General features: G+C 62.7%; 15 protein-coding genes and 2 pseudogenes. 9 read left to right on the top strand and 8 right to left on the bottom strand.

Annotation, left to right across the window (positions count from 1 at the left end; translation table 11 throughout):
• Positions 1–674, bottom strand: a 674-nt coding sequence (locus AC07YV_RS18475) for an HvfC family RiPP maturation protein (RefSeq protein WP_102700489.1), incomplete at its 3' end; no start/stop codon positions are given.
• Positions 667–1509: an HvfB family MNIO-type RiPP peptide maturase gene (locus AC07YV_RS18470; protein ID WP_102700490.1), complete on the bottom strand. Its 843-nt coding sequence runs from the start codon at positions 1507–1509 to the stop codon at positions 667–669. The genes AC07YV_RS18470 and AC07YV_RS18475, both read right to left, overlap by 8 nt.
• Positions 1510–1943: 434 nt before the next feature.
• Between AC07YV_RS18470 and AC07YV_RS18465 the strand changes: the two genes are divergently transcribed.
• Together AC07YV_RS18465 and AC07YV_RS18460 are read left to right on the top strand one after the other, a co-directional pair.
• Positions 1944–2990, top strand: coding sequence for a class I SAM-dependent methyltransferase (locus AC07YV_RS18465; protein WP_102700491.1), 1047 nt, complete (start codon positions 1944–1946; stop codon positions 2988–2990).
• Between the two features lie 132 nt (positions 2991–3122).
• Entirely contained in the window at positions 3123–3965 is an 843-nt protein-coding gene (locus tag AC07YV_RS18460; protein ID WP_102700492.1) for an NAD-dependent protein deacetylase, read from the top strand.
• 119 nt (positions 3966–4084) lie between these two features.
• Here the strand turns inward: AC07YV_RS18460 and AC07YV_RS18455 are convergent, their stop codons facing one another.
• On the bottom strand, positions 4085–4981 hold the full coding sequence (locus AC07YV_RS18455; RefSeq protein WP_102700493.1) for a LysR family transcriptional regulator: 897 nt from the start codon (positions 4979–4981) through the stop codon (positions 4085–4087).
• A 229-nt stretch (positions 4982–5210) separates the two neighbouring features.
• Here AC07YV_RS18455 and AC07YV_RS18450 point away from each other — a divergent pair, with 229 nt between their 5' ends.
• From AC07YV_RS18450 to AC07YV_RS18420, 7 genes and pseudogenes are all read left to right on the top strand, one after another.
• On the top strand, positions 5211–5909 hold the full coding sequence (locus AC07YV_RS18450) for a CoA transferase subunit A (protein WP_007975747.1): 699 nt from the start codon (positions 5211–5213) through the stop codon (positions 5907–5909).
• Between the two features lie 36 nt (positions 5910–5945).
• A complete protein-coding gene (locus AC07YV_RS18445; protein WP_007975748.1) occupies positions 5946–6611 on the top strand; it encodes a CoA transferase subunit B in 666 nt (221 codons plus the stop codon).
• A gap of 11 nt (positions 6612–6622) precedes the next feature.
• Positions 6623–7804 carry an acetyl-CoA C-acetyltransferase gene (locus AC07YV_RS18440; RefSeq protein ID WP_102700494.1) on the top strand — a complete coding sequence of 394 codons (1182 nt, stop codon included), beginning with the start codon at positions 6623–6625 and terminating at the stop codon, positions 7802–7804.
• 413 nt (positions 7805–8217) lie between these two features.
• Positions 8218–9012 carry a hypothetical protein gene (locus AC07YV_RS18435; RefSeq protein WP_102700553.1) on the top strand — a complete coding sequence of 265 codons (795 nt, stop codon included), beginning with the start codon at positions 8218–8220 and terminating at the stop codon, positions 9010–9012.
• 58 nt (positions 9013–9070) lie between these two features.
• Positions 9071–9994, top strand: a complete 924-nt coding sequence (gene yddG / locus AC07YV_RS18430; protein ID WP_102700495.1) for an aromatic amino acid exporter YddG — start codon at positions 9071–9073, stop codon at positions 9992–9994.
• A gap of 51 nt (positions 9995–10045) precedes the next feature.
• Positions 10046–10123: pseudogene (locus AC07YV_RS18425) on the top strand (glutathione S-transferase family protein); the annotation flags it as partial.
• 274 nt (positions 10124–10397) lie between these two features.
• Positions 10398–10964 carry a DcrB/PsbP domain-containing protein gene (locus AC07YV_RS18420; RefSeq protein ID WP_102700496.1) on the top strand — a complete coding sequence of 189 codons (567 nt, stop codon included), beginning with the start codon at positions 10398–10400 and terminating at the stop codon, positions 10962–10964.
• 3 nt (positions 10965–10967) lie between these two features.
• Here the strand turns inward: AC07YV_RS18420 and AC07YV_RS18415 are convergent, their stop codons facing one another.
• The 5 genes and pseudogenes from AC07YV_RS18415 to AC07YV_RS18395 form a co-directional block, all read right to left on the bottom strand.
• Positions 10968–11684, bottom strand: a complete 717-nt coding sequence (locus tag AC07YV_RS18415) for an alpha/beta hydrolase (RefSeq protein WP_102700497.1) — start codon at positions 11682–11684, stop codon at positions 10968–10970.
• Between the two features lie 191 nt (positions 11685–11875).
• Positions 11876–12988 (bottom strand): M14 family metallopeptidase, encoded by a 1113-nt coding sequence (locus AC07YV_RS18410; RefSeq protein ID WP_102700498.1) that lies wholly within the window; start codon positions 12986–12988, stop codon positions 11876–11878.
• 72 nt (positions 12989–13060) lie between these two features.
• Entirely contained in the window at positions 13061–14410 is a 1350-nt protein-coding gene (locus tag AC07YV_RS18405; RefSeq protein ID WP_102700499.1) for a CoA transferase, read from the bottom strand.
• 116 nt (positions 14411–14526) lie between these two features.
• A complete protein-coding gene (locus AC07YV_RS18400; RefSeq protein WP_376739137.1) occupies positions 14527–15282 on the bottom strand; it encodes a methyl-accepting chemotaxis protein in 756 nt (251 codons plus the stop codon).
• A 102-nt stretch (positions 15283–15384) separates the two neighbouring features.
• Positions 15385–16401, bottom strand: a pseudogene (locus tag AC07YV_RS18395) (methyl-accepting chemotaxis protein); the annotation flags it as partial.
• Positions 16402–16578: the final 177 nt, after the last annotated feature.

Below are 16578 nucleotides of genomic sequence, written 5' to 3'. Positions count from 1 at the left end.
GCCCCCGCCTCCACCGCCAACCCCTGCAACAGCTCACGCCCGGTCAACTCGGGAAGCTCGCCAACAAGCAGCAACAACCGCCACGCCAACGGACTCAACTCGGAAAACCTCACACCCCAGTCCTCGGCGCGACGCACCAGCAACAACGTCGGCTGAGCCGGTGAAACGTCCGGCTGATAATCCGGCCCCACCCGTTGCACCGGCCAGGCATACGCCAACGGCCAGGCCAGCGGCGACACCTGCAAGGGCCGATCCAGCAACAACGCCGCATCACCGGCAGCCACAGGCTCGGCGTCAGATTGTTGCAGCACCATTTCCACCCACTCGTAATGCGCCAGTTCCACCATGAACGGCGGCCACGACCCATCGGCCAACGCCAGAGGTTCACTGGCAAGAAACTCGACAAACTCCTGAGCGATCTCACCGAATTTCGGCGTGCGGGCGCGATAGTCCCGCAGAAAAATCCGCACCAGCGAACGCCAATCCTCATCCCCGAGAATCTTCACCAACACCGGAAAGGTGCCACTGAGCAGCGAAGACAGGTTGGCGAACACCAGATCGCGGTAAACCTGTGCCCGCGCCGGGTCCATTTCGGTGGGTGGCGCGTTGTGCTCAGGGTCGCGCAGGTACAGGCCCATGGTGGTTTGTTGCTGCACAAGGCTCGACTTATCCACGGTTCACGCCCTCCTGCTGCAGGCGGCGAATGGTCTGTAATTCCGCCACCAGTTCGGCAAATGCCGGAAAATTGAAATCGCGCTCCAGCAAGGTCGGTTGAGCACCGAACCGGGCATAGGCCCGGGCCAGCAACGACCACACCGCCGGCTTCACCGAAGCGCCATGGGTATCGATTTTCAAGGTGTCTGACTCATCGAAATGCCCGGCGATATGCATGGCCACCACCCGTCCCGCATCGATACCGGCGAGAAACGCCTGGGGATCGAAACCGTGGTTGATCGAGTTGACGTAGACGTTGTTGACGTCCAGCAACAGGTCGCAATCGGCCTCGCGCAACACCGCATTGGTGAACGTCACCTCGTCCATGTCCTGTTGGGGCGCGGCGTAGTAAGAAACGTTTTCCACCGCCAGGCGCCGACCGAGGATGTCCTGGGCCTGGCGGATACGCGCGGCGACGTGGTGCACCGCTTCTTCGGTAAACGGCAGAGGCAACAGGTCGTACAGGTGACCGTCATCGCTGCAATAGCTCAAATGCTCGCTGTACAGCGGCACGTGGTAGTGATCGAGAAAACCCCGGACTTCCTGCAAAAAATCGACGTCCAGCGGCGACGGCCCACCCAGGGACAGGGACAGCCCGTGACAGGACAACGGATAACGTTCGGCCAGTGCCCGCAGCGCCGCACCATGGGCGCCGCCAATGCCGATCCAGTTTTCCGGCGCGACTTCCAGAAAGTCGAAACTGCCGACAGGGGCCGCTTGCAGGTCTTTGAGTAAACCGCGACGCAGGCCAAGCCCGGCGCTGGCCTTGGCTACGGGGGGAATGGATGTCTGCATGGTATCGATCTCGCCTGTGTCCAAGGGCGCGGGCCGGTGCCCGCCTTGAGACACAGTTAATCGAAAGGGTGTATCGGGACTGTGTTCGGCTGGACCCTGAAGTTGCGCGGGACTGTATCGAAAGGCAGATTGGATACAGTGAGATACATCACGCCATCCTGTGGGAGCGAGCCTGCTCGCGAAAGCGTTTTTACAGGCGAAAAGCCTTTGCCTGAGCCACCGCGTTCGCGAGCAGGCTCGCTCCCACAGGGTCCAGTATCGGTCAGGAACATATTGCTTTCGTCGCGCCAGACCGCGCGGTACAAGGCCCGAACTAAACTAAATGCACGCAGGACCCGCTTGGTGCCCTGCACATCCCCACGACCACCGCCCAGCGGCGCATGCCTCGCCATACAATGCCTCTGGACCGTGATCCTGCCAAAGGAGCACATGTGATGGACGAGGCCAGACTCAACGATTTCATGGGCAAACTGGTGAATGACATGGGCGGCGCGGCGATGCTCGCCAACGTCATCCTCGGCGAAGAGCTCGGCCTGTACCGGGCGATGGCCGACAGCCAGCCCATCACCCCCGAAACCCTTGCCGAAAGAACCGGCTGCAACACCCGCCTGCTGCGCGAATGGCTCAGCGCCCACGCCGCCTCCGGCTACATGGAACACCGCGACGGCCAGTTCCGCCTTCCTGAGGAGCAAGCCCTGGCCCTGGCCATCGAAGACTCTCCGGTCTACATCGCCGGGGGCATAGGCGTGGTCGCGTCGTTTTTCCACGACAAGGACAAGCTGGTCAACGCCATGCGCGGCAACGGCGCCCTGCCCTGGGGCGAGCATCACCCGTGCATGTTCAGCGGCACCGAACGTTTCTTCCGCCCCGGCTACAAAGCCCATTTGATCGCCGAATGGTTGCCGGCCCTCGACGGCGTGGTGGCCAAACTGGAAGCCGGGGCCAAAGTGGCGGACATCGGCTGCGGCCACGGCGCCTCGACGGTGATCATGGCCCAGGCATTTCCGGATTCGCGCTTCGTCGGCTTCGACTATCACGCGCCGTCCGTCACCGTCGCCACCCAAAGGGCCGAAGAAGGTGGTGTGTCCAGTCGGGCCCGGTTCTTCCAGGGCACGGCGAAAAGCTACCCCGGCAGCGACTATGACCTGGTCTGCTACTTCGACTGCCTGCACGACATGGGCGACCCGGTGGGCGCGGCCAGACATGCCTATGAATCGTTGAAAGACGACGGCACGGTGCTGCTGGTCGAGCCCTACGCCAATGACTTGCTCGACGACAACGTCAACCCGGTCGGACGCCTGTTCTACGCCGCCTCGACCTTCATTTGCACGCCGAACTCGCTGTCCCAGGAAGTCGGCCTCGGCCTCGGCGCCCAGGCCGGTGAAGCGCGGTTGCGCAAGGTGTTCAGCGAGGCCGGGTTCAGCCGTTTTCGTCGGGCCACGGAAACGCCGTTCAACCTGATTCTGGAGGCACGTAAATAACCCCCGAGGGTTGTAGGAGCTGCCGAAGGCTGCGATCTTTTGATCTTGTTTTTTAAAAGCAACGTCAAGAGATCGCAGCCTTCGGCAGCTCCTACAAAAGGCCATGCCAATCTGCGCCCCAGAGTGCTGAACATGCTCGACAGCCTGATCCACGAACAACTCGACCGCCTCCATCAACGCATGGCCGACGCGCCGTTTGCAGTGCTGACCGGTGCCGGCATCAGCACACCTTCGGGCATCCCCGATTACCGCGACAACCAAGGCGTGCGGCGGGGCCGGCAGCCGATGATGTACCAGGAGTTTCTCTCGGCCCCGGAGTCCCGGCGACGCTATTGGGCACGGGCGATGCTCGGCTGGCCACGGGTGCGCGTGGCGCAGCCGAACGTGGCCCACGACAGCCTGGCCCGGCTGCAGGGCACGCGGCAGATCAGCGGGTTGATCACCCAGAACGTCGACACCCTGCACGACCAGGCCGGCAGCCATGACGTGATCGAACTCCACGGCAGTTTGCACCGGGTGTTGTGCCTCGATTGCGGCAAGCTCTGCGAGCGCGATTCGATCCAGCGCTTGATGGAAACCCGCAACCCGTACCTGGCCGGCGTCGACGCGGTGCAGGCGCCGGACGGCGACACCTTGCTCGACCCGGCCTTCGAGGCACGTTTCCAGGTCCCGCATTGCCCGCATTGCGCCGGGGAACGGATGAAGCCGGATGTGGTGTTTTTTGGTGAGAACGTCGCGCAGGCCACGGCGGCCAAGGCGATGGCGGCCGTTGAACAGGCTGCCGGGTTGTTGGTGATCGGGTCTTCGTTGATGGCCTATTCGGCGTTTCGCTTGTGCCGGGCGGTGGTGGACCAGGGCAAGCCGTTGATGGCGATCAACCTGGGCAAGACCCGGGCGGATGACATTCTGGATATGAAGATCGAAGGGTCATGCGAGCAGCTCTTACCCTTATTGGCCCAACGCCTGTCTTCCTGATCAACACAACACCCTGTGGGAGCGGGCTTGCTCGCGAAAGCGGTGGGTCAAACCACATTGATGTAGCTGACACTCCGCCTTCGCGAGCAAGCCCGCTCCCACAGGGGCCTGCGCTCATTTCAGAGAAGCTTTTCCCCAAATTTTTCTTCCTTCAGCACATCAAACAACGCCTGCGCCGCCGCCGACAGCTCTCCCCCCGGCAACGTCAACACGCCAAGCGCCCGCTCCACCACCGGATCGCGCAAAGTAATGCAGCGCGCCCCCAGCTCACGCATCTGCCCGGCACACAAGGCCGGCACCGCACTCACGCCCAGGCCGCTGGCGACCATGCGCCCGACCGTTGCCAGTTGATGACTTTCAAACTCCACCGACAGCTTCATGCCGCGGGCCTGCAGGTGCTCTTCAAGCATGACCCGCACGGTGGAAGGTCGCTGCAAGGTAATGAACGGCTCCTTGAGCAGGGTCTGCCAATCGATGTCATCGAGTTCGGCCAGCGCCGAATCCAGGGGCACCACCGCCACGAATCGATCGATGTACAACGGCGTGAATTGCAGCGGCGAACTCTGGGTCGGCTCGAACGCCACCCCCAGTTCAACCTGGCGGTCACGGACCATTTCCAGCACCTGCTCGTTGATCACGTCATTGACCGTCACGTTGACGTTCGGGTAACGGGCGCGGAAGGTCTTGAGGATCGGCGGCAGCAGGTTGCCGGCGAACGATGGCATCGCCGCCAGGGTCACGCGACCGCGCTGCAGGGTGAAGCGTTGGCGCAGCTCGTCTTCGACATTGTCCCAGTCGGCGATCAACCGGCGCGCCAACGGCACCAGGGATTCGCCTTCGGCGGTGAGCGCCACGTTGCGCGTGTTGCGGGTGAACAGGCGCCCGCCGAGGCCCTCCTCCAGCGCCTTGATGGTCAGGCTCAGGGCCGATTGCGACAGGTGCAGGCGTTCACAGGCCACGGCAAAGCTCAGGCTCTGGGCCACGGCCAGAAAGGCACGGATCTGCTTGACGGTCATACTCGATCTCTCCCGGGTCTTGTAGGAGCTGCCGAAGGCTGCGATCTTTTGATTTTGATCTTGCGCCAAAAAACAGGATCAAAAGATCGCAGTCTTCGGCAGCTCCTACGCACTGTTGAGTTTTATCTATTAATCAACCTTAAAAATCAACTTAACAAATGAATACTTCGGCGAGACACTCCTTCCCATTCGGCTAGCCAGCCGCCCACAAAGAATAAAAGAGGTGCATATGGCAGGTTTCGACAAGCGCGTGAGTTCCTACGAGGAAGCTCTGGCAGGTCTTGAAGACGGCATGACCGTGATCGCTGGCGGCTTCGGCCTGTGTGGCATCCCGGAAAACCTGATCGCCGAGATCAAGCGCAAGGGCACTCGCGACCTCACCGTGGTCTCCAACAACTGCGGCGTCGACGGTTTCGGCCTCGGCGTACTGCTGACCGACCGCCAGATCAGCAAAGTCGTGGCGTCCTACGTCGGCGAAAACAAGCTGTTCGAAGAGCAACTGCTCAAGGGCGAAATCGAAGTCATCCTGACCCCGCAAGGCACCCTCGCCGAGAAAATGCGCGCAGGCGGCGCCGGCATTCCGGCCTTCTTTACCGCTACCGGCGTGGGTACTCCGGTTGCCGAAGGCAAGGAAGTGCGTGAATTCCATGGCCGCAAGTACCTGATGGAAGAGTCCATCACCGGCGACTTCGCCATCGTCAAAGGCTGGAAAGCCGACCATTTCGGTAACGTGATCTATCGCCACACCGCCCAGAACTTCAACCCGCTGGCCGCCACCGCCGGCAAGATCACCGTGGTCGAAGTCGAAGAAATCGTCGAACCCGGCGAGCTGGACCCGGCGCAGATCCACACCCCAGGCATCTACGTCGACCGGATCATCTGCGGCACGTTCGAGAAGCGCATCGAACAGCGCACCGTGCGTAAGTGATCCCCTGCCCCCGGACCGAATGAAGGAATAACGACAATGGCACTTTCCCGCGAACAAATGGCTCAACGCGTCGCCCGCGAAATGCAGGACGGCTTCTACGTGAACCTGGGCATCGGCATTCCGACCCTGGTCGCCAACTACATCCCCGAAGGCATGGAAGTCATGCTGCAGTCGGAAAACGGCCTGCTGGGCATGGGTCCGTTCCCTACTGAAGAAACCATCGATGCCGACATGATCAACGCCGGCAAACAAACGGTGACCGCGCGCATCGGCGCTTCGATCTTCTCTTCGGCCGAGTCCTTCGCGATGATCCGCGGTGGCCATGTCGACCTGACCGTGCTGGGCGCCTTCGAAGTCGACGTGCAAGGCAACATCGCCTCGTGGATGATCCCCGGCAAGCTGGTCAAGGGCATGGGCGGCGCGATGGACCTGGTGGCCGGCGCAGACAACATCATCGTCATCATGACCCACGCGTCCAAGGACGGTGAGTCCAAGCTGCTGTCCCAATGCAGCCTGCCGCTGACCGGCGCCGGGTGCATTAAGCGCGTGCTGACCGACCTGGCCTACCTGGAAATCGAAAATGGCGCATTTGTCCTCAAGGAACGCGCACCTGGCGTCAGCGTTGAGGAAATCGTCGCCAAGACCGCTGGTAAACTGATCGTCCCGGACCACGTTCCGGAAATGCAGTTCGCTGCCCAGTGAGGAATCATTCCATGCAAGAAGTCGTCATTGTTGCCGCCACGCGCACCGCGATCGGCAGTTTCCAGGGTTCCCTGGCCAATGTTTCTGCCGTTGACCTGGGCGCTGCGGTGATCCGCCAGTTGCTGGCGCAGACCGGCCTGGACCCTGCGCAAGTCGATGAAGTGATCATGGGCCAGGTGCTGACCGCCGGCGCCGGGCAGAACCCTGCGCGCCAGGCCGCGATCAAGGCCGGCCTGCCCTTCGCCGTACCGGCCATGACCCTGAACAAGGTCTGCGGTTCGGGCCTCAAGGCCCTGCACCTGGGCGCCCAGGCGATTCGCTGCGGCGATGCCGAGGTGATCATCGCCGGCGGCCAGGAAAACATGAGCCTGGCCAACTACGTCATGCCCGGCGCGCGTACCGGCCTGCGCATGGGCCACGCCCAGATCGTCGACACCATGATCAGCGATGGCCTGTGGGACGCGTTCAACGACTACCACATGGGCATCACCGCCGAGAACCTGGCCGAGAAGTACAGCCTGAGCCGCGAGCAGCAGGACGCGTTCGCCGCCGCCTCGCAGCAGAAAGCCGTGGCCGCCATCGAAGCCGGGCGCTTCGTCGATGAAATCACCCCGATCCTGATCCCGCAGCGCAAGGGCGATCCGCTGTCCTTCGCCACCGACGAGCAGCCACGGGCCGGCACCACTGCCGAATCCCTGGGCAAACTCAAGGCGGCCTTCAAGAAGGACGGTTCGGTGACTGCCGGCAACGCTTCGTCGCTGAACGACGGTGCCGCCGCCGTGATCCTGATGAGCGCCGAAAAGGCCAAGGCCCTGGGCCTGCCGGTACTGGCAAGAATCGCGGCTTACGCCAACGCGGGCGTCGACCCGGCGATCATGGGCATCGGCCCGGTGTCGGCCACCCGTCGTTGCCTGGACAAGGCCGGCTGGAACATCGACCAGCTTGACCTGGTTGAAGCCAACGAAGCCTTCGCCGCGCAATCGCTGGCGGTGGCCAAGGACCTGGAATGGGACTTGAACAAGGTCAACGTCAACGGCGGCGCCATCGCCCTGGGCCACCCGATCGGTGCTTCGGGTTGCCGCGTGCTGGTGACCTTGCTGCATGAAATGCTCAAGCGTGATGCCAAGAAAGGCCTCGCCACCCTGTGCATCGGTGGCGGTCAGGGCGTGGCACTGGCGCTCGAAAGGGCTTAAAGCGTTCAACAGACGGCGCGGGGACCCACGAAGATCCGTCGCCGTCTGGACAAACACCCGGTGCGATGCAAGTCGCACCGGGTTCTTTTTTGCCTGCGTTTTTTTCAGTTGGACCGCGTCATCGTTCTTCGCGAGCAAGCCCGCTCCCACAGTGGACCGCGCTCGTCTGGACAACTCGGTCAAATGTGGGAGCGGGCTTGCTCGCGAAGAGGCCCGACGAGTCCCCCCAAAAACTACAGAATCAACCCACTGTCCGCCCCACTGATCACCGCAGATGCTCAGAAACGCAGGCACAAAAGATCCTTTCGTACAAATTCAGAAGGTCTTTATGTATACAAAATCTGCATACAGATAAAGCAATCCAGCCGCTGCAATGTTACCGTTGCCACCTCACACAGGTCGGAGACATGCGCGTGCTGATCCTCAAACTGCTGGTAATCCCAGGCTTCCTGCTACTGATTTCCCTGGCCGGCAAACGCTGGGGACCGAGCGTGGCCGGTTGGCTGTCGGGGTTGCCGGTGGTGGTCGGACCGATCCTGTTGTTCCTTGCCCTTGAGCAAGGCCAGGCGTTCGCTGCGCAATCGGCCACTGCAGCGCTGTCGGCCATGTTCGCGATGATTGCGTTTTGCGTGACCTACGCCCAGGTCGCACAACGGGCCGGATGGCCACTGGCGTTGCTGATCTCGCTGTCGGTCTGGGCGCTGGTGGCGGTTGTCCTGTCGCTGATCCCGGGATCCCTGGTGTTTTCCCTGTGCGCCGCCGCGACCGCGCTGCTCGCCGCGCCCTATCTGTTTCCCGCCGTGCAACCGGTGCTCAGTGGCCCGGGGCCGAAATCCGACAAGCTTGTGCTGCGCATGGTGGCCGGTGCATTGCTCACCCTGGTCGTGACGCTGCTGGCCAGCACCGTCGGCGACCGCTGGAGCGGCCTGCTGGCGGTGTTCCCGGTATTGGGCAGCGTGATGGCGGTGTTCTCCCAGCAAACCCGTGGCCCGGCCTTTACCGCCGCGTTGCTGCGCGCCACCGCCACCGGCATGTATTCGTTCGCCGCGTTTTGCCTGGTATTGGCCCTGGCCCTGCCGTCGATGGGGATGAACGCCTTTGTCCTGGGCGTTGCGGTGTCGGTGGCCATGCTGGGGGTGACCAAACGCTTGCTGGCGCGGCCGGTCGGCCCGACGACGGACACTGGAGGAACAGCCATCAAACGCTAAGCTGCATGATGTCATCGGGCCAGGATGTTGCCCGCCTCTAAGCGCTGAAGGAACAGACATGACTGCATCTCGCTTGCGCACTGCCCGATCGGCGACCGCCGTGGGCGTGATTGCGATCTTCCTCTGGTCCTGCCTGGCGTTGTTGACCACCCTCACCGAAGGCATCCCGCCCTTTGAACTGCTGACCTTGAGTTTCGGCGTGGCGTTTGCCGCCAGCCTGATCACCCTCGGCCGCCATGGCATGAGCGGGTTCAGCAGCTGGCGCCAGCCCTGGGCTGTCTGGGCCACCGGTTTCGTCGGGATTTTCGTTTATCACGCGCTGTACTTTTTCGCGCTCAAGGTCGCGCCTGCCGCCGAAGCCAGCCTGATCAATTACCTGTGGCCGTTGATGCTGGTGCTGCTCTCGGCCTTCGCCGCCGGCGAAAAACTGCACAAGCGCCAGGTGCTCGGTGCGGTACTGGGCCTGGCGGGCACGGCGTTCATCATGCAGCAACGCGCCACACACACGGCGGCGACCATGCCCGTCGCCGGGTATCTGGCGGCGTTCGGCTGCGCGCTGATCTGGGCCGGCTACTCGGTGTTCAACCGTCGATTCAGCGCAGTGCCCAGCAGCATCATCGGTGGCATCTGCGGCATGTCGGCCGTCGCCGGGCTGGTCTGCCACCTGGCCTTCGAAACCACCGTGTGGCCTGACCTCAATCAATGGGCGGCGATCGTCGTCCTCGGCCTGGGGCCGGCTGGCCTGGCGTTCTTTGCCTGGGACCACGCCACCAAACACGGCAACCTGGCGACGCTGGGGGCGCTGTCCTACCTGGCGCCCTTGATCTCGACCCTGCTGCTGATCGTCGTCGGCCATGGCCATGGCCATGCCAGCCCGATCCTGATCGTGCCGGCGCTGTTGATCATCGCTGGCGCGGTGATTGCCACCGCACAGGCGCCCGAAAAAGCACCCGCAACCCGTTCGATGGTTTCGCACGAGTAGAACAACGACCCCGTACGTCAATCGAACGGGTTTGCTTCAACATCAGCCTCGATGAAAGTTGCCCTGCTGCTCGAAGAACTGCAAACGCCCTACGAACTGATTGGCGTCGACACCTTCAAGGGCGAGCAAGAGTGATCAATGTGGCGAGGGGGCTTGCCTGTGGCGAGGGGGCTTGCTCCCGCTCGGCTGCGAAGCAGTCGCCAATCCTGCCTGCACAGTACATCTGAAAGAAAGCAGGGGGCCGCTTCGCTGCCCAGCGGGAGCAAGCTCCCGCCACATGAAAGTCGCCTCACCTCCAGATCGCCACTCGGCCAAAGTGACCGCTCAGTAGGGCAAGCTGGAATGCAGCACAACCTCCGTGGGATGATCGCGCCCCACCGCGCGCCCATCCCTGGAGATTCCGATGTCTTTGTTGAGTAAAAAAGCCCTTGTCCTGCTGCTGGCAGCCGCTACCGGCCTGGGGGTTTTGAATGCGCAGGCCGCCAAGGCCACTTCCAGCGATGCGCCAGCCCAGAAAGTCTCGATGCTCGGCAGCAAGTTCACCTTCAACCTGCCCAAGGGTTTCATCGCCAACCCGCTGCCGGCCAGCCCGGACGGTGCCAGCGGCACCCTGTACAGCAATGAAACCACCAAGACCGTGGTGATCGCCGCTGAAAACACCCTGCCCAACGGCATCAGCGTCAAGGACAACGATGGCGGGTTCCTCGACGGCACCGTGGCCGACTTCGATGCGGCGCAACACAAGTCCCTGCCCGACTACAACAAGCTCAGCGAGAAAACCCTGACCCAGAAATCCGGGCTGGGCCTGCGCCAGATCGACGGCACTGCCACGCAAGGCGGTGGCATGACCCTCACCACCACGCTGATGGCCGCCTCCGGCACCCGCATGGCGGTGGTCCAGGTGATTTCCCGCCCTGGCGACATGGCGGCCCATGAAACCCTGATCAAACAGATCGTCAGCGGAAAATAAGGCTCAGGGGTTAAGACGCTGCAACCAGGCGCTCAGGTCCTGGATCTCTTCGGCACTGATGTTGTGGCCAACACCGGGGTAGCCGTGAAACTCGGGTTCGAGTGACACGCTCTGCAACAGGCTGTTGGCTTCGGTACCGTCGCTGTAGGGAAGGCGTTTGTCCTGCTCGCCATGACCAATGAAAATCGCCAGCGACTGGCGCTTTTCATCCGGTTTGAGCTCGGACTTGAGCACCGGCAGGATCCGCCCGCTCAACGCAGCGATCCCGCCGAGCGCTTCGGGGTGCCGCAAGCCCACTTCGTAAGACATGATCGCGCCCTGGCTGAAACCGACCAGGAACACCTTCTCGGGTTCGGTGTGATATTTCTTCGTCGCCTGTGCGACGAAGTCCAGCAACAACTGGCCGCTGGACTTCAAATCATCGGTCTCACCGTTGTAGGCCCCTTCGCCCTTCTTGCGGAACCACTGATAGCTGCCCGCCTCCATCACCAAAGGTGCCCGCACCGACAGGTAGGTGTAGGACGCGGGCAAGTCGTCCTTGATGCCGAACAGGTCCTGCTCGTTACTGCCGTAACCGTGAAGGAAAATCACCAGGGGCTGATGGTTCGAATCGGTGGTGGCTTGTGCCAGGTACTTGAGTGGCAGGTCGGTTTGCAACGGGGTTTGGGCGTGGACGGCAGTGGATGCCAACAGCGTGAGCAGCGCGAGAATCTTCAACATGGGTCTTCCTTCACGGAATGCAGGATTCGCGCAAGAGCCTAACACTGTGCAGTAGGCAGGAACATCTCGGGTGTGGCTGATGCCGCCTTCGCGAGCAAGCCCGCTCCCACACTGGATTTGTGGTGTTCACAAAACCTGTGGGAGCGGGCTTGCCCGCGAAGAGGCCAGTACAGACAAAGAAAATTCCGGGCTCAGTCGTTGATCAACTTCCCCACCCGAATCGGTTCACGCCCGGCGACTTTCGCCTGCCAGGTGCCTGGCTGGGTGTAGCGCCCACGATCGATGGCGAACAGCACGCCACTGGTGCCGGCCTTCACGGTGGTGACCTTGTCGTTCAACGGGTCGACCACTTCGAACAGCGCATCGCCCTTCTCTACCCACTCCCCGGCTTCACGCAGGAAGCTGACCACGCCGTGATGCGGTGCGAACAGGTATTGGGTGCCTTCGAACGGCATGCCTTCACAGCAGTCGGCCGGTGCCGCCGGCCAGCTGCCGGAGATGAAACCCTGCTCGGCGAGGAAGCCGAGAATGGCCTCGCCATTGGCCCGGGCCTGGTCGACCCGGGTGTCCCCCATGCTGCCCAGCTCCAGCGTGGTCGCCAGGTTGGCCGGGGGAATGGCCGCCGCCGGGTACGCCCGGGCCAGGCGCAACCAGGGCGAAGAACAGGACTCGTCGAACGAGCTGCCGCCGGAGTCCTCACACAACAGCGCCACGCCGGCCTGCAAACGCGCCGCCAAGGATCGCCATTGTGGCCAGTGCTGCGGCAACGCGTAGATGTGGATCGCCGCGTCGAAATCGCAATGCAGGTCGAGGGTGATGTCGGCGTCGCAGGCATGGCGCAGCAACAGGCGGTGCATGGCTTCCAGCTGCGATGTCGCTGCCGGCAAGTCATCGAGGACCTGGCCCATGGTCTGGCGAATCAGCGTGATGTTGGCCTGGGCATCGCTGCCGAGGCGATCACCGACCCGCTCGGCCACCGGCGCACTGAGTTCGACGAACGAGCGGTTGAAGTTCTTGCCGCTACCCAGCTCGAAACGCCCCATGTGGCTGCCTTGCAGGTGCTGGTCGAGGCCAATGGGATTGGCCACCGGCACCAGTTCGATCACACCGTTCAACTGTCCCTGTTGTTCAAGTTCGGTCAGGCGCTTCTTCAACTCCCAGGCCGTGCGCATGCCCGGCAATTCGTCGGCGTGCAGGCTGGCCTGGATGTACACCTTGCGCGGCCCCGCGCCATAACGAAACACGCTGAGGGTGCGCTCAGTGCCCAGGTGGCTCCAGGGCAGTTTGTGGTCGATGCGTTGCATGGAGGGACTCCTGATGTCTGCACGGCGAAATCACCTGTGGGAGCGGGCTTGCTCGCGAAGGCGATCTGACGGTCACCACCACTGCGCGGGATGTGAACCCAGTTCAGTCGCGGGCAATGTCCACTGTAGTGGCGTCCCGATGATCTTCAGCGGCACCTGCAACCGATGCGCCGGCCCCCAGGACGTTTGCTCCACCAGCGTCCCCAGATCCTGTTGATCTTCGCCGCGCAACGACTCATCCGGGCCGGCCCCCTGCTCGATCAACAACTTCGCGGTGCGCGCCAACGACAATCGCGCCGAGCCACCTGTACCGTCGCTCAACCGTCCCGCCAACAACCTGATCGCACTGGCCGCCATCAAATACCCGGTGGCGTGATCGAGTGCCTGCACCGGCAATGGCGTCGGCTTGGCCGCCGACTTCCAGCGCATGCCGGCTTCGGCAATGCCACTGCTCATCTGTACCAGGCTGTCGAAGCCCCGGCGATTTCGCCAGGGGCCACTCCAGCCATAGGCGTTGAGGCAAACATCAATCAGGCCGGGGCTCAGTTGCCGGCGTTGATTCATGCCCAAGCCAAGTCGCTCCAGCGCATCGGCACGATAGCCGTGGAGCAGAATGTCGGTGTCCTTGAGCAGGGATTCGAATACGTCGCGGTCGGACTTGTCGCTCAGATCAAGACGCGCGCAACGTTTTCCCAGCGTGACTTCCGGCACCACTCCCGGCTCGTTCCAGGTCGGTGGATCGATGCGCAGGACATCGGCGCCCAGGCCTGCCAGAAAGCGGCTGGCGATGGGACCTGCCAGTACCCGGGTCAAGTCCAGCACCTTGATGCTGGCCAGGGGGCGGGCCACTGAACCTGTCCAGGGTTTGTGGCTCTGGCTTGGGTGGTCGGCGAACAGAACCAAGGGTTCGGCATTCACTGCCTGGCCTTGAGGATGGACCTGCCATTGATCCCAGGTACGCATTTCGGCGGCACAGCCACCGGCATCGACCACCGCCTGTTCCAGCTCGCTTTTCGCCCATTGCGCCACTTTGCCGGCCATCGCTGCGCGGTCGGCACAGGCACCGAGCACGCGTTCGGCAGCGGCGCGGTGATGGGGCGCGTTGGTGTGCAGGCGAATCCAGCCGTCGCGGGTGGCGTAGTCGCCGGCCACCGGGTCCCAAAGCGGTGGAACGTTCCAGCCTATGGGGCGAATCGAGGTCGCGAACCAGAAGGACGCCAGGCGTCGGTCCACTTCAAGGTCGGGCCGGTGTCCGGTCTGTTGGTGCAGCAGTTCGCTGGCGGCCTGGCCGGCGGCGGCGATGCTCGCGCAAGCCAGTTCGGTGACGGCAAATGCAGAGGGCAGGGCGCCATTGGACGTGAAAGGAATCGGGGTGTGAGGCAAACCGAGTGCGGCTTGAATGGACGTGAGCAGATCAGTCATCGAAGGCCCTCCGGAGCGAGAGGGCAGCATAGAACAAAAGATCAAAAGATCGCAGCCTGCGGCAGCTCCTACATTGATCTCTGTAGGAGCTGCCGCAGGCTGCGATCTTTTAAAGGTTACACGCGGAACTGATCCATCAACTTCATCTGGTGGGTGGTCAGGGTGTTGAGCTGGCTGCTGATCTGCGCCGACTCGGTGGCCTGGCCGGTCAGGGTTTCGGTGACGGTGCGGATCGCCGAGACATTGCGGTTGACCTCTTCGGCGACGGCGCTTTGCTGCTCGGCGGCGCTGGCGATTTGCAGGTTCATGTCGCTGATCACGGTGACCGCGTCGCTGATTTTGCTCAGGGCCTGGACCGCCTGCTGGATCTGCCCGGCGTTGCTGTGGGCCTGGGTCTGGCTCGAGTGCATGGTGGCGACCACACCGCGGGTACCGGACTGGATGCGTTCGATCACCAGGCGAATTTCCTCCACCGAATCCTGGGTGCGTTTGGCCAGGTTGCGCACTTCATCGGCGACCACCGCAAAGCCGCGACCGCTTTCGCCGGCACGGGCCGCTTCAATCGCCGCGTTGAGGGCCAGCAGGTTGGTTTGCTCGGCGATGCTGCGGATCACTTCCAGCACCGAGCCGATCTGTTCGCTGTTCACCGCCAGGGCTTCGACTTCGGTCACGGCCTTGCTGACTTCGTCGGCCAGTTGATTGATGTCGCGGGTGCTGCGTTCGATGATCGACATGCCGTCGCGGGCCGACTGGTCGGCACCCTTGGCGGCGTTGGCCGCGTTCGAGGCACTGTTGGCGACATCGTGGGCCGTGGCGCTCATTTCGTTGGACGCGGTGGCGACCTGGTCGATTTCGCGGAACTGCACCTGCATGCCTTCACTGGTCTGGCGGGCGATTTCCGAAGACTGGTCGGCGGTGCCACGGGCATCGGTGATGCTTTGCTTGATCTGCGCGATGGTCGGTTGCAGCTTGTCGAGGAAGCGGTTGAACCAGCTCACCAGTTCGCCCAGTTCGTCCTGCTTGCTGTAGTGCAGGCGCTGGGTCAGGTCACCGTCGCCACTGGCAATCGCCTTGAGCATTTGCGCCACGCTGTTGATCGGTCGGGTCACGCCGGACGCGGTGAGCCACATCAGCAGCAGGCCGATCACACCGGCAATCACCGCCACCGACAAGGCCTTGATCGTGCCGCTTTGCTGGGCATCGTCGAGTACCGCTTGCAGCTTCACCGAGTCGGCCAGCAGCACTTGTTTGGGCAAGTCGATCACCACGGCCCAGGCCTTGGCATCGGCAATCGGGCTGACCGGGTACACCGCACGGATCAGGTCGCCTTGCTGGAGAATCTTCGGTGCACCGCTGCCAAGCAGTTGCAGGATGTCCTTGCCGTCGGCACCCAGGGTGTCGCCGATGCTCTTGCCGACCTTGCCGGCATCGACACTGTAGGCGGCCAGCACGCCAGTGCCGGAAACGATGAGCATGTGCCCGGCACTGTTGAACAGGTCGCGCTGAGAGTCGACCGCCGCCGCTTGCAGGGCGTCGAGGGCGATGTCGATACCGACCACGCCGATGGACTTGCCCTCCACCAGCAGCGGGACGGAAATGGTGGTCATCAACATTTCCTTGTTGCCGACCGTATCGGCATAGGGGTCGAGCAGGCAGATGCGCTTGCTGTCCCGAGGGCAGGTGTACCAGACGTTGTACGGATTGCCGCTGAGGTTCAGGGTGGTCTTGGTCATGTCCTCTTCGACCATGATCGTGTTGAGGGCATCACCCCCGGCGCGGCTCCAGTACGTAGCGAAACGCCCGATCTCGTTGGATTGACGGGCGGCGTCGTTGACGAACTCGCTGTCCTTGCCGTCCAGGCCGTTGGGTTCGAAGGCCAGCCAGATGCCCAGCACCTTGGCGTTGCGTTCGAAGGCGGTTTTCAGGCTCTGGTTCAACTCTTCTCGCAAGACGCCGGGCTCGAGCGAGCGCTTGGCGGCCAGGTTGCGCATGTCCTGGATCTGGTCTGCGAGGGCGGTCACCACCGTCAGGGTTTCACCGAACGTCTTCTGCACCCGCACCGCCTGCTCGGCGGCCTTGGCCTGGAGCAGATCCTGCACACTGGCAGTGAGCATTCTGCTGCTGGAATCGCTGACCAGATCATCGTTCTGATTGGTCTGGTAGATGTT

This window comes from Pseudomonas sp. GW456-E7 (assembly GCF_059424105.1).
This window is presented reverse-complemented; position numbering and strand designations above follow the sequence as displayed.